This is a genomic window from Paenibacillus sp. M-152, assembly GCF_003856555.1.
Classification (GTDB): domain Bacteria; phylum Bacillota; class Bacilli; order Paenibacillales; family Paenibacillaceae; genus Paenibacillus; species Paenibacillus polymyxa_C.
The window spans coordinates 4528850-4542337 of the sequence record NZ_CP034141.1; the positions used below are offsets into that span (position 1 = coordinate 4528850).

Sequence of the window (13488 nt, forward strand, 5' to 3'; positions counted from 1 at the left end):
TCACCTTCAGGTCATTTTATTGTGAGTGAAATTATCCCTTGAGTTCTTCAATACGTGCGATAACTTTAGCGCGCTTATCTGAGTAATCGGCTTGCTTGGCCTTCTCTTCCTCAATGACTTTGGCTGGTGCCTTTGCCACGAAGCCTTGGTTGGAAAGCTTTTTCTCCACGCGCTCCACTTCACTGTTCAAATGCTGAAGTTCTTTTTCGAGTCTGCTAATTTCCTGGGCAATATCTAGCAGTCCGGCTAACGGCAGGTATAGCTCTGCGCCGCTAACAATAGATGTCATGGCTTTATCTGGAGCGGTGAACTCTAATCCCGCGTCGAATTCAGACGTATTACAGAATCGACGTACATACTCCCCATTGCGGTTAATGATATCAAGAACGGCTTGATCGCCGGGTTTTATGAGCAATTCAATTTTTTTACTCATCGGCACGTTGACTTCAGCGCGGATATTGCGCACAGCACGAATCACGTCGATCAGCAAATTCATTTCAGCGACCGCATCCTTATCCTCGAAAGCAGGATCGTAAGCAGGCCAAGCAGCTAGTGTGATCGTTTCTCCCTCATGCGGAAGATGCTGCCATATTTCCTCGGAGATAAAAGGCATGAACGGATGAATCATGCGCAGTGTCCGATCCAAAACATAAGCAAGGACGGATTGTGTTTTCTTTTTCGCCTCTGCATTATCGCCATATAGGGAAAGCTTCGCAAACTCAATGTACCAGTCGCACAAATCATCCCAAATAAAGTTGTACAGAAGGCGGCCTGTCTCGCCAAATTCATAAGCATCTATTAGACGCGTGATGTCGCGTGAAGTTTCGTTTAGACGGTGCAGAATCCAACGATCAACGGTGCTCAAGTCACCGGTAATGTCTATATCTGCCGCAGTGACGCCTTCCAGATTCATCAGCGCAAAGCGTGATGCATTCCAGATTTTATTGGCAAAGTTACGCGCCTGCTCCACACGTTCCCAGCGGAAACGAAGGTCTTGTCCAGGCGTGCTGCTGGTGGAGATCATATAACGCATAGCATCGGTACCATATTGTTCGATCACGTCGAGCGGATCAACACCATTGCCCAGGGATTTGGACATTTTTCTTCCGTCCGCGTCACGAACCAGACCGTGCATAAGTACGTCCTTGAACGGAATCTCTTCCGTAAATTCCAGCGCGGTAAAAATCATACGCGATACCCAGAAATAAATAATGTCGTAGCCTGTAACTAGAACATTAGTCGGATAATAGCGTTTGAGATCCTCTGTCTGCTCAGGCCAACCCAGGGTCGAAAACGGCCACAAAGCAGAGCTGAACCAAGTATCGAGTACATCCTCATCCTGTTTGAGCTTTCTACCGGCATATTCAGGCAAAGTGGTAGGGTCCTCCGCCGATACAATCACTTCTCCGGTTTCTTCATCATACCAAGCCGGAATACGGTGTCCCCACCATAATTGACGGGAAATACACCAATCTCGCACATTTTCAATCCAATGCAGATAAGTACGCTCAAAGCGATCCGGCACAAAGTTTACACCGTTGCCAGCCTTCTGTGCTTCAATCGCCTTAGCTGCCAGAGGCTTCATTTCCACGAACCATTGCGTGGACAGATAAGGTTCTACAACTACACCTGAACGCTCACTATGGCCTACTTGGTGTACATGCTCTTCAATACGAATTAGTACACCCTGCTCTTTCAAATCAGCGACGATTTGCTTACGGCAATCGCTGCGATCCAGTCCCTGATATTTGCCTGCTTCAGCATTCATGGTTCCCGTCTCGTCCATCACCGTAATTTGTGGCAACTGGTGACGTTGTCCCATTTCAAAGTCATTCGGATCGTGAGCCGGTGTGATTTTAACAGCGCCGCTACCGAAATCTTTATCCACATAGTCATCCGCAATGACCGGAATTTCACGCCCGATGATTGGAAGCACAAGCGTTTTGCCGATCATTTGCTTGTAGCGTTCATCTTCCGGATGTACAGCTACAGCCGTATCGCCCAGCATCGTTTCAGGACGTGTGGTGGCTACAGTAATAAATCCGCTACCGTCTTTCAGTGGGTATTGCAGGTGATATAGATTTCCATTCACCTCTTTGTATTCCACCTCAATATCCGACAACGCAGTACGTGCAGCAGGGTCCCAGTTAATGATGCGTTTACCGCGATAAATCAGGCCCTTTTTGTACAGTTTAACGAATACTTCGCGTACCGCTTTGGACAGTCCCTCATCCAATGTAAAACGTTCACGGGAATAATCGAGAGAAAAGCCCATTTTTTCCCATTGATTGTGGATATTGTCCAGATAAAGATCCTTCCACTCCCACACTTTTTCCAAAAACTTCTCACGGCCCAAATCATAGCGAGTCAGGCCTTCTTCACGCAGCTTCTGCTCTACTTTTGTTTGAGTAGCAATACCTGCATGGTCTGCCCCTGGCAGCCACAAGGCATCATAACCCTGCATCCGCTTGGCGCGGATAATAATATCCTGCAAAGTAAAGTCAAGAGCATGTCCAATATGCAACATACCCGTAACATTGGGTGGTGGAATAACGATTGTAAAAGGCTCTGCCTCTGGATGTTGCCCGGCGCGGAAATAGCCCTTCTCCATCCACGTTTTGTACCATTTTTGTTCTGCTGATTTGGGATCATACGTTGTTGGCATTTCCAAGGTTGTCTTGTTGTCTTGTTCTGACATATCAGGATACCTCCATGATTTTTCAATTGGCAAATAAAAAAAGCCCTTCATCCTCAAAGGACGAAAGGCTGTTCTCTCGCGGTACCACCTTTGTTTCACCCCTAGTGTATGTATCCACTGATCCATTACACATGGTGTGACACTTTATGCAGATAACGGTTGCGGACCGGCCTTATTCTACCGTGAACCTCTTACCTTCCGAAGGAATGAAATGAGGAACCGTTCAAACAGGCGACTCCCGGGTGACTTCGGCCAGTAGCTTCCTGCGGAACCTCACAGCGCTGCAATTCCACTCTCTGAAGGGCTTGCTGCCTACTCTTCCCGATCTCAGTCTTTCAATAACTATACCACATCATACATTTCCCATTGACTATAGTCAACACCCATTTCTCATTGACTATAGTCAGCACTTCGTCGCATGTTTCAGCAACCGAATCAAGGGATGTACAATACTTGCCCTTCTTCTACATGATGCTCTGCCAATCTGTTATACAATTGAAGCTCCCGTGTGCTGAGTTGATAACGGTCTGCTATCGTTTCCAGTGTATCCTCGCGCTGTACAATGCATAACCTTACCTTGCGGAAAGGCGTTTCATCCTGTGTATGGAAAAAAAGATTTTTCCACTTGGCATCCTCACGCTCTTCGTCGACTTTCTGATCCTGACCTTGCGGTTCATGTTCCAGTTGCTGCTGGTGTTCCGCTTCTTTTACCGAACGGCTGGATTGAAGCAATGATGAGTAGACAACCGGGTCCGGCTCGTCTGCTCCTTCATCCTTTTTACTGTTAAAAGCCACGCGCATCTCTGGCTTTTCCTCAGTAAAGGTATCATGAACTTCATGGTTTACCTGTTCTGACGCCTCAGGCCTGAAGTCAAAGTCATTCCCCTGACTTGCTTCCAACTGCGGCTCCAAATAAATCTCCGACTCTGTGTCAGAATGCGGCTCCGACAGCAAAGAGTCGTATGCTACATTGGGAGATGTAGAAGATACTTTAGGCTCATCTCCTATCGTCCCTACTGCCTCTTGCTGAATTCCCCACACTTCCGGTGACTCCTGCTCATGCTTCACTTCGGAAGAACTGTCTTCAATTGCTTTTCCCGTCCATGGCTCATAATATCGATTCGGATCTACTATCGGGTCATAAGTCTGCTGCTCCAATGATGACTTCTGTTCAAGTTGATCCTCTGACGACTGTTCCCAGTAAGCTGACTCCTGTTGCGCTGCTACTGTGTATGAAGTTTCCGAGTCTGTATAGTTGTTGAATGCCGAGTCTTGGGTAGAATAGGCCTCTTCGTGACGATGCTCCCCATCGCCGGAAAGAGATGGAGCCGGATGCTCAGGCGCATGCACTACAGTAAACTCCTCATCCAGCCAAACCGCTGTCTCCTCTGCATGAGAGCTTTCCACCCCATGCAAAGAAAGAACCCCTGTAATGTTTAGACTGCGTAAAGAGAGCAGGTCCACATCAAAATTTTCAATCTCCACGGAGATATCTTCCAATCTTCCTACCCGATTTAGCGGAATGGTAATTTCCACAGGGATCAAATGATGAAGCTCGCTCGTGATCTGTTCAGGTGTGCGGTACACGCCCTCCAGCAGCAAATGCCCTCGCAAAGCGGCATGGTCGCCGTGGGTTACAACCTGAATGCGTGGCAGAAGCTCAATTTCCTCCAACTCGGCAATCCCGGCAGCTTCCTCCGTCAAATGAATGCGTTCATAAATATCAAAACGCAAGCCTTGCGGCTGATCATTCTGTTGTTTATTCAAGGATGGCATCCTCCTTTGGGCAGCCTCCGCACATCCTCTGACTCGTGTCAGACGCACGGAAACTCCATATTGCAAACCGTTTCTAGGTTCAAGTATATGCGCCAAAATAGAAGGCATGCCATCTTTTATAGCTGTTTGTGCAGCTTTTGAAAATCATCCGGCCAAGCATCCTCCACGGTTATCGTTTCGCCGCTCAGCGGATGACAGAAGGTAAGGCGCTCTCCGTGAAGGGCCTGCCTACCAAAATCAACAGCACGACCGCCGTATAATACGTCCCCAAGCAAAGGATAGCCAGCATGACTAAGATGTACGCGAATCTGGTGCGTCCGACCCGTCTCCAGCGTCAGATACACGAGACTGACCGCACTCGGACCACTCCCCCATACTTCACCAACTTCCACATGGGTAACCGCCTTCTGCCCGGTTGGGGATACACGGCGGCGCTGTTTATGATGCCTATCCTTGCCAATCGGCCAATCCAACGTCCGCAGCGATGGAGGTACTTTCCCTCGTACCAAAGCTACATAACGACGACCGATGTCCTTAGCTCGCATTTGTTCGTCCAGCTTGAGCAACGCAAATTCATTTTTGGCATATAGCACCGGGCCTGTCGTGTCCACATCCAGACGATGTACATGCCGTACTGCTGTATGAATGTCGTTAATTTCATAATAGGATGCGACAGCATGATCCAACGTCAGCGGACCATCCTTTACACCACCGTCTGGATGGACCGCCATACCCGCTGGTTTGTGTACGACCAAGCAAAAATCATCCTCGTATAGTATCTTCAAATCATACCAACGTGGGATGACGCCGAGGTCCACTACAGGAAAAAGGGCCAGCCGCAGCCGGTCCCCTGTAAGTTCAATCCCTTTTTCATGCCGTAGCCTGCGCCACAGCTTGTCTGGTAATCCCAGACGGTTCAACAACCAGCGGTCCACAGCTTCAGCGCGATTTTCATCAGTTGCAATTTCTCGCCCCGGTGTGACTTCCAGCCACGGTCCTCTTCTCTTCCAGGTGCCTTTCCAACTCATAGACGTTTGAGCGCGCGATAGTTCGCTTCAATGGTAGCATCAATATCCTCAACTGTATGCACACCTGATACGAACATGCCCTCAAATTGAGATGGAGCTACACTAACGCCCTCATTCACCATTTCAGTAAAGTAACGGCGGAAGTGGTCCTGATTACTCGTTTTAGCAGTGTCAAAATTGACAACCTTCTCGTCTGTGAAGAACGGACACACCATAGAACCTACACGGTTGATCGTGACAGGAATCCCCAGCTCTCGCGCGTTACGTTCGAATCCGGCCTGAAGTCGTGCTGCCCGCTCTTCCAAGCGATCATATACTTCTGGTGTCAGCAATTTAAGCGTCGAATAACCTGCTGCCATAGCCAGCGGATTTCCGCTAAGCGTACCCGCTTGATAGATGGGGCCAGATGGCGCGATTTGCTCTAGAATGTCGCGACGACCGCCATATGCACCTACAGGTAAGCCACCACCAATCACTTTGCCTAGACACGTAAGATCCGGCGTCACACCAAAGCGCCCTTGAGCGGAATGAAGTCCCACCCGGAATCCAGTCATCACTTCATCAAAAATTAGTAGACTTCCGTGCTGCTGGGTTACCTCACGCAAACCTTCCAAAAATCCAGGCTGTGGTGGTACAACACCCATATTGCCAGCTACCGGCTCGACAATAATAGCAGCAATCTCTTCACCAAATTTCTCAAAAGCCAGCTTCACCGATGCCAAATCATTATAAGGGACGGTGATTGTATGTGTGGCCACGACTTCAGGTACACCCGGACTATCAGGTAGACCTAAGGTCGCAACACCAGAGCCCGCTTTAATCAGCAAGCTGTCCGCATGACCGTGATAAGAGCCTTCAAATTTAAGAATTTTGCTACGTTTTGTAAATCCACGCGCGAGTCGTATCGCACTCATCGTCGCCTCGGTTCCCGAGTTGACCATGCGAACAATGTCCATAGAAGGAACACGCTCACATACGAGCTTCGCCATTTCCGTTTCCGCCAACGTTGGGGCTCCGAAGCTGGTTCCTTTTACAACAGCAGCCTGTAAAGCTTTAACCACTTCGGGATGCGCATGGCCCATAATAAGTGGTCCCCATGAACATACATAGTCTAGATAGGATTGACCATCGATATCATATACACGCGATCCTTCTCCACGATCGATATATACCGGTGTTATACCTACGGATTTAAAAGCTCGAACCGGACTGTTCACGCCACCCGGAATATACTGTTTTGCCTCATCAAAAGCTGCTTTGGAACGCGTATCCTTGCGTACTGTTCGTTGTTCGTCGATCATTCTAATCACTCCTGTCTTCTAAAAAATACACTTATTGCTTCAACCATCTTGCCGCATCCTTGGCAGAATAGGTAATAATCATATCCGCACCGGCACGCTTCATGCTTGTCAGAATCTCCAGTACCATCGCTTTTTCATCAATCCAGCCTTGGAGGGCTGCCGCTTTGACCATTGCATATTCACCACTGACGTTGTAAGCCACCATAGGCAAATCAAATTGGTCCTTAATGGTGCGCATTACATCCAGATAAGAAAGAGAAGGCTTCACCATCAGCATGTCCGCACCCTCCATCACGTCAGACTCCGCTTCCCGCAACGCCTCACGTGCATTGGCAGGGTCCATCTGATAGGATTTGCGGTCACCGAACTGCGGCGCAGAATCAGCAGCTTCCCGAAAAGGACCATAAAAGGCAGACGCATATTTAACGGAATACGACATAATCGGAATATGTGAAAAACCTTCCAGATCTAGTCCTTGCCGAATCGCCTGTACAAAACCGTCCATCATATTAGAAGGAGCGATAATATCTGCACCGGCTCTCGCCTGAGAAACGGCTGTACGTACCAGCACCTCCAGAGATTCATCATTCAATACTTCACCGCATACCTCACCATCATGCTCATGCATGTGCACCATACCGCAGTGTCCATGGTCCGTAAACTCACACAAGCAAGTGTCTGCCACGACCAGCAGTTCGGGATAACGTGACTTGATCAAACGAGTAGCTTCCTGAACAATACCGTTGTCCACAAAAGCTGAAGTCCCTACACTGTCTTTGGTTTCTGGTATGCCAAACAGGAGCACAGCAGGAATGCCAAGCTCACTAATTTCTTTCAGCTCTTCTTCCAGCCGATCCAAAGAAAAACGGTATACGCCTGGCATGGAGCTAATCTCCTGTTTCACTCCAGTACCAAATGTTACGTAGATCGGTTGGATAAAGTCAGCCGGATTCAATACCGTTTCACGCACCATGCTGCGAATGGCAGCCGACTGGCGCAAACGACGATGTCTAGTAAAAGGGACACTCATAGTTACAAACCTCCATTTTTTTATACATTCATTTAATAAAAATTAAAATTTATAATGTCATAACCGTACTTGATTGTTTCCAGTCACATAGCGATTGAATTAGACTTTCAATGGTCGCCTTCTCTGACATCAAACTGACAGTCAAGCCAGCTTGGGTTGCTGTCTCACCAGTCAAGGGACCGATCACAGCGATCGTAACTCCCTCCAGCAGGGAGACTGGATCACTGATCCCCATTTGTCTGAGGGCTTCCAGGAAAAAGGTTACGGTTGAGGAACTGGTAAAAGTAATCGCATGAATGGCACGCTCCTCCAGCAGCTTGAGCAGTTCATCATCCTGTGTGTTGGCCGCCAGCACCGTTTGATACAAATCAGCCTCGGTCACACGAAGTCCCATTTCCCTCAGCTGATCTGGCAGCCAGGAGCGAGCGAGATCACCTCTTGGAAGAAATACGTTTTGCCCTGCTTGCAAATCTTGCTCAAACGCTTCAAGCAAACCCTCTGCCTGAAAAGGACCTTCGATCTGTTCTGCTACAATTCCGTGCGCCCGAAGCGCGTCTGCTGTAGCTGGTCCGACCGCGGCAATACGTGCTTTGTATAGCGCACGTACATCCTTGCCCTGTTCCTTTAAGTGAGTGAAAAAGTACTCCACTCCGTTAACGCTGGTAAAAAACACCCAGTCATATTCAGGAAGCCGCGCAAACGCCTCTTTGATTTTCTGTTTTGCCTGCTCGTCCGAAGGGACGACGGTCTGGATAACTGGGAACTCATAAGGTTCGCCTCCAAGCTCCTCAATCCGGTGAACCAGACTACTGGCCTGCGCGCGTGCGCGAGTAACCAAAATTCGCTTCCCGAACAAAGGCATATCCTCTGCCCATTTTAACTGTTCACGCTGATTGACCACTTCACCGACAACAATAACAGCCGGCGGTTGAAAATTCGCTGCCTTCACCTTGGCTTCAATATCCGCCAGCGTGCCCACTAGCGTATCTTGCTCGGCGCGGGTCCCCCAACGGATCAATGCAACTGGAGTATCGGACGGCTTACCGTGCTTTATCAGCTGATCACTGATATAGCCGATCTTCGCTACACCCATCATAAAGATCAGTGTCCCCGTTGCGTTCGTTACTTTATCCCAATGAATACTTTTATCGAGTTTATCCGGACTTTCATGACCTGTAATAATAGACAGCGACGAAGCCATATCCCGATGTGTAACGGGAATGCCTGCATAGGCAGGCACGCTGATAGCTGATGTGATGCCAGGTATGATTTCATAGGAAATGCCGTGTTTACGCAGCAGCCCGGCTTCCTCGCCGACTCGACCAAAAATGGTGGGGTCTCCCCCTTTGAGCCGGACGACTGTCTTTCCTTCCAAAGCTAAATCCACCAGCAGCTGATTAATTTCCTCTTGCTTCATGGTGTGACGATCTGGCAGCTTGCCGACATATATTTTTTGGGCCCCTGGCTTCATCAGCCCCAAGAGGCGAGGGCTTGCCAGTCTGTCATACACAATGACATCGCCCAGTTGAATGCACTCCCAACCCTTAACCGTAATTAATCTTGCATCTCCGGGTCCTGCACCTACTAAATATACCTTTCCCACCATTCCATTATCCCCTCACCTGCGCCAGAATCTGTTCCGCTCCTTTGGCTATCAAACTGGCCGCCACCGCTTCTCCCAGCTTCTGCGGATCATTTCCCTGGAGCGTTTCCTTCAAAATAACCTCGCCATCTGGCGAGCCTACCATCCCTGTGAGACTGATTTCTTGACCAGCCCAGACTGCATGAGCGCCGATTGGCACTTGGCATCCCCCATTTAACACACCCAGAAAAGTTCGTTCTGCCTCAACCGTAGCCGAGGTATCCTGGTGGTTGTAGAGACGCAGCAATGCCAACAGCTCTTCATCGCTCGCACGGCATTCAATACCGAGCGCTCCCTGTCCCACTGCCGGCAAACATGCCTCCTCTGGTATATAGGACGTAATTCGGTCTTTCCAGCCCATCCGGTGCAAGCCTGCTGCTGCCAAAATGATGGCGTCAAAACCTTCCGTCTCCAGCTTTTTCAGACGGGAATCAATATTGCCACGTACTGGCTCCAATTGTAGATCAGGACGCATGGACTTGATTTGACTGGCTCTGCGCAAGCTGCTTGTGCCCACCTTGGCTCCTGGAGGCAAATCCTCCAGACTCTTAGCGCCCAATGTGATTAGGCAATCGCGTGGGTCCTCACGGCGCGGTACAGCGCCATTGACAAGACCCTCCGGCAATTCGGACGGCATATCCTTCATACTATGTACTGCCATATCAATTTCACCAGCCAGCATGGCCTGTTCAATCTCTTTGACAAAAAGCCCTTTGCCACCCACTTTGGACAAGGTTACATCCAATATCCGATCACCCTTGGTCAGGATTTTTTTGATGACAAATTGCAAATCCAATCCATGCTCCGCGCACAGCGCATTCAAATCCTCAATGACATGCCCGGTTTGAGTTAACGCCAGAGCGCTCTGTCTGCTGCCTACCACAATTGTTCGCATGTTATTCCTCCTGATTTTGCGCAATCCATAGATCTATTTCTTTTTCGGTCCAAGCCATAAATTCATGACGTCGTATTTGTTCCAAAATTCCGCTACTCGCCAAGCGTCTTAATAGTTTGGTCCTTTGCTGTGGGGAACTTATCTTGCGTTTGATGATCTGCCGCATATCGTGCATGAAATCCAGATAAGGCTCATATTCGCTACCGAACAACGTATTCAAGGCTGATGTAATATCAGCGGTCACAGCGGGGCCTGCCCCTTCTGTGGAAATACTAATCGTCAGTCTCCCTCGTCGGATGATACCCGGCGTTATGAAATCTCCCTCTTCCGAGCGATCCGCCACATTTACCAGTATACCCCTTTGTCTGGCCTCATGCGCAACCTTATTATTCACTTCTCTCTGGTTCGTAGCGGCATATACAAGAAAGGCTCCCTGGAGGTCACCCTCGCGATACACGCGATTTACCCAGTGGAGCTGCTTGTGATCGGCCAGGACCTGTAAATCCGGCGTTATATTCGGGCTAATGACGGTAATGGACGCCCCACTTTCCATCATCCCCTTAACCTTTCGTTCCGCAATCCTGCCGCCGCCTACAACACAACAGAGCTTATTGTTACAATTCAACGAAATCGGGACAAAATGCTGCAAGTGGCTTTTCACTCTCCCGTCCACTGATGAAATACAGACCAGGAATTCAGCAAAAAATTAAGAATTAGTAGCGTGTAGCCAACCAAAGACCACTTTGCCATGACAAGGCCTGAACGCTGGTTCAATCTTTTGCTCACTAAAAATACAATATACACGCATAAGGCAATCGCTGTCATCAGCACTTTGGTATCTAGTAAAAGACGCCAGCGTTCCTCGGCAATAATAGAAATGACAGCCACGACAATAGAAACTCCCAGCAGAGGAGTACCAATTAACAGCGCCATATGTGTATACCGATCCATCATTTCCAGACTCGGCAGGCGCTTGATCGTGTCATTCCATTTCTTGACTTTCAATTTACGATGCAAAAACAGATACAAGCCCGAAAATACAGCCGCTACCGTCATCGCGACAAAGCCAAGATTAGCCAGCGCAATATGAATCAGAAGCAGCCCATGTACGGTATGCCAATTTCCAAGCGGGTTGTCGATCGGCTCCATCCATATATTGTTGAGCACAAGAACAGCAAAGCTAATGATATTAAGCAGCAATACCGCAAATTCCGATCGCTGATAACGTGACAGAAACAAAGAAATCAGCACCAGAATAAATGAGAACAGAAACAGAAAGTCGTAGGTCACGAAAATGGGAAGATGCCCTTCATTCCAGGTTCTCATTCCCATAAAAACAAGCTGGAGCACTACAACGACAAGAAGAAGCCCTGTACCTGTCCGTTTAGCATTCGCATTGCGACGAATTCCATCCGAAAATACAAACAGAAGGCTCAGGGCAAAAACATAAATCATTGAATCATATATAAGCATGCCTGAGGCCATGTCTGTTCACCCACCTTTACAGGCTGGCCGGCGCAAACGACGCTGGCAAAGCCTGAGCCTGACCGGTTTTTCCATGAACACCAGCCTCCGGTTTTATCAACGCAGATGCATCGCTTTTATCTACTTTCTGAGCAGCGTCCTCCAAACGATCCTCCAGAGCAAAAATGTGGCTAAACATGTCTAACGCCTCATTTCCCTGCTTTTGGACAGCCAGTTCCTTAACCCGATTGATAGGATCATGCATCATCTGATTCAGCATACTTTTTGTCAAGCGGCTTATCACTTTACGCTGCCGTTCATCCAGCTCGGGAAGCTTGTTATACAAGCTTTCCAGCGTATCCTGATGTATAGACTCCGCTTTTTCCTGTAATGCACGAATCACCGGACGCACTCCCATCGTTTTCAACCATTGATAAAACTCGCTAAGCTCATCTTCGATCATATGCTCGATTTTTGCAGCTTCAGTACGACGCATTTCCAGGTTGCTCTCCACGATCCCTTCCAGATCATCAATATCATATAGGAAAACATTCTGCAATTCGCCAATAGCCGGATCCAAATCGCGCGGAACCGCGATATCAATCATAAACAAAGGACGAGACTGACGACGTTTCATACTGGCTTCGACACGGTTGCGATCCAGAATATACCCCTGAGCACCAGTCGAGCTAATCACAATATCCACATCCGACAACCGATTCATGCCTTCCTCCATCGTAACTGGTGTTCCATTAAACTTGGAGGCCAGATCCTCGGCGCGGGACAAAGTTCGATTTGCTACAATAACCTCGGCAGCTCCGCCGCTGTACAAATGCTTAACGGTAAGCTCACTCATTTTACCAGCACCGAGGATTAATACCTTTTTATCCGTAAACATCCCGAAAATCCGTTTGCCCAGCTCAACGGCTGCATAGCTAACAGATACGGCACTTTCTCCAATAGACGTCTCCGAATGGGCACGCTTGCCCAATGTGACGGCCTGCTTAAATAGCATATTAAACCACGTTGCTGTAATTTTCTGAGATTGAGCCTGGAGAAAAGCATTCTTTACCTGACCCAAAATTTGTGTTTCTCCGATGACCATGGAATCCAGACCACAAGTCACACGGAACAAATGCCGAATTGCCTGCTCGTCTTCATATATATATAAATGTTGTGTAAACTGATCACGAGGAATACCAAACCATTGCTCCATAAAACTGCGTATAAAATAACCGCACATGTGAAGGCGGTCGACCACAACATATATTTCAGTCCGATTGCAGGTTGCGACAACTACGCCCTCCAACACACTTTTGGTAAGTTTGAGTTGCTCCAGCGCTTTTGGCAAATCCTGTTCTGCAAATGTAAACCGTTCTCTGACTTCCACAGGCGCCGTACGATAATTCAACCCAACAACGACGATGTGCATTGTAAAATTCACCTGCCTAAACTGTAATAAGAATACTCATTGTTATCATAAACTATGTTAATTATATCACAGAAGTCCGAATCCCCTTCGGCTGTTTTATGAATTGTTTATGAAAATTGGATAGCTTTCATAAACATCCAGCACGTTCTGTATGTTTTAGTTTAGTTTGAACTACTTTTAAAACAAATAACCATGGAATTGTTCCATGGTTATAATATAGGA

10 protein-coding genes are annotated in these 13488 nt (G+C 48.1%); all 10 read right to left on the reverse strand.

Features of this window, described 5'->3' with window-relative positions; translation table 11 throughout:
* Window positions 1-31: 31 nt before the first annotated feature.
* Complete coding sequence (locus tag EGM68_RS19750) at window positions 32-2698, reverse strand: valine--tRNA ligase (RefSeq protein ID WP_013372679.1); 2667 nt, start codon at window positions 2696-2698, stop codon at window positions 32-34.
* A 435-nt stretch (window positions 2699-3133) separates the two neighbouring features.
* The gene (locus tag EGM68_RS19755; protein ID WP_129549864.1) at window positions 3134-4465 is read right to left on the reverse strand and encodes a LysM peptidoglycan-binding domain-containing protein; all 1332 of its coding nucleotides are present in this window, start codon (window positions 4463-4465) and stop codon (window positions 3134-3136) included.
* Window positions 4466-4590: 125 nt separating this feature from the next.
* On the reverse strand, window positions 4591-5502 hold the full coding sequence (locus EGM68_RS19760) for an RluA family pseudouridine synthase (RefSeq protein WP_025678453.1): 912 nt from the start codon (window positions 5500-5502) through the stop codon (window positions 4591-4593).
* The gene (gene hemL / locus EGM68_RS19765; RefSeq protein WP_058712267.1) at window positions 5499-6803 is read right to left on the reverse strand and encodes a glutamate-1-semialdehyde 2,1-aminomutase; all 1305 of its coding nucleotides are present in this window, start codon (window positions 6801-6803) and stop codon (window positions 5499-5501) included. Before hemL ends, EGM68_RS19760 begins: the two co-directional genes overlap by 4 nt.
* Before the next feature lie 31 nt (window positions 6804-6834).
* Window positions 6835-7833 (reverse strand): porphobilinogen synthase, encoded by a 999-nt coding sequence (gene hemB / locus EGM68_RS19770; RefSeq protein ID WP_013372683.1) that lies wholly within the window; start codon window positions 7831-7833, stop codon window positions 6835-6837.
* A gap of 49 nt (window positions 7834-7882) precedes the next feature.
* Window positions 7883-9439 (reverse strand): uroporphyrinogen-III C-methyltransferase, encoded by a 1557-nt coding sequence (cobA, locus tag EGM68_RS19775; RefSeq protein ID WP_025678459.1) that lies wholly within the window; start codon window positions 9437-9439, stop codon window positions 7883-7885.
* Window positions 9440-9443: 4 nt separating this feature from the next.
* A complete protein-coding gene (hemC, locus tag EGM68_RS19780; RefSeq protein WP_025678460.1) occupies window positions 9444-10370 on the reverse strand; it encodes a hydroxymethylbilane synthase in 927 nt (308 codons plus the stop codon).
* Window position 10371: 1 nt separating this feature from the next.
* Window positions 10372-11019 carry a precorrin-2 dehydrogenase/sirohydrochlorin ferrochelatase family protein gene (locus EGM68_RS19785; protein WP_129549865.1) on the reverse strand — a complete coding sequence of 216 codons (648 nt, stop codon included), beginning with the start codon at window positions 11017-11019 and terminating at the stop codon, window positions 10372-10374.
* Window positions 11020-11027: 8 nt separating this feature from the next.
* Window positions 11028-11855: a cytochrome c biogenesis protein CcsA gene (gene ccsA, locus EGM68_RS19790; protein ID WP_013372687.1), complete on the reverse strand. Its 828-nt coding sequence runs from the start codon at window positions 11853-11855 to the stop codon at window positions 11028-11030.
* A 16-nt stretch (window positions 11856-11871) separates the two neighbouring features.
* Entirely contained in the window at window positions 11872-13266 is a 1395-nt protein-coding gene (gene hemA / locus EGM68_RS19795) for a glutamyl-tRNA reductase (RefSeq protein WP_058712263.1), read from the reverse strand.
* Window positions 13267-13488 lie beyond the last annotated feature (222 nt).

Bases quoted from the DNA above. Each gene is read 5' to 3' on its own strand.
- EGM68_RS19750 (WP_013372679.1), bottom strand. From the start codon at position 2,698: ATGTCAGAACAAGACAACAAGACAACCTTGGAAATGCCAACAACGTAT.
- ccsA (WP_013372687.1), bottom strand. From the start codon at position 11,855: ATGGCCTCAGGCATGCTTATATATGATTCAATGATTTATGTTTTTGCC.
- cobA (WP_025678459.1), bottom strand. From the start codon at position 9,439: ATGGTGGGAAAGGTATATTTAGTAGGTGCAGGACCCGGAGATGCAAGA.
- hemC (WP_025678460.1), bottom strand. From the start codon at position 10,370: ATGCGAACAATTGTGGTAGGCAGCAGACAGAGCGCTCTGGCGTTAACT.
- hemA (WP_058712263.1), bottom strand. From the start codon at position 13,266: ATGCACATCGTCGTTGTTGGGTTGAATTATCGTACGGCGCCTGTGGAA.
- hemL (WP_058712267.1), bottom strand. From the start codon at position 6,803: ATGATCGACGAACAACGAACAGTACGCAAGGATACGCGTTCCAAAGCA.
- hemB (WP_013372683.1), bottom strand. From the start codon at position 7,833: ATGAGTGTCCCTTTTACTAGACATCGTCGTTTGCGCCAGTCGGCTGCC.
- EGM68_RS19760 (WP_025678453.1), bottom strand. From the start codon at position 5,502: ATGAGTTGGAAAGGCACCTGGAAGAGAAGAGGACCGTGGCTGGAAGTC.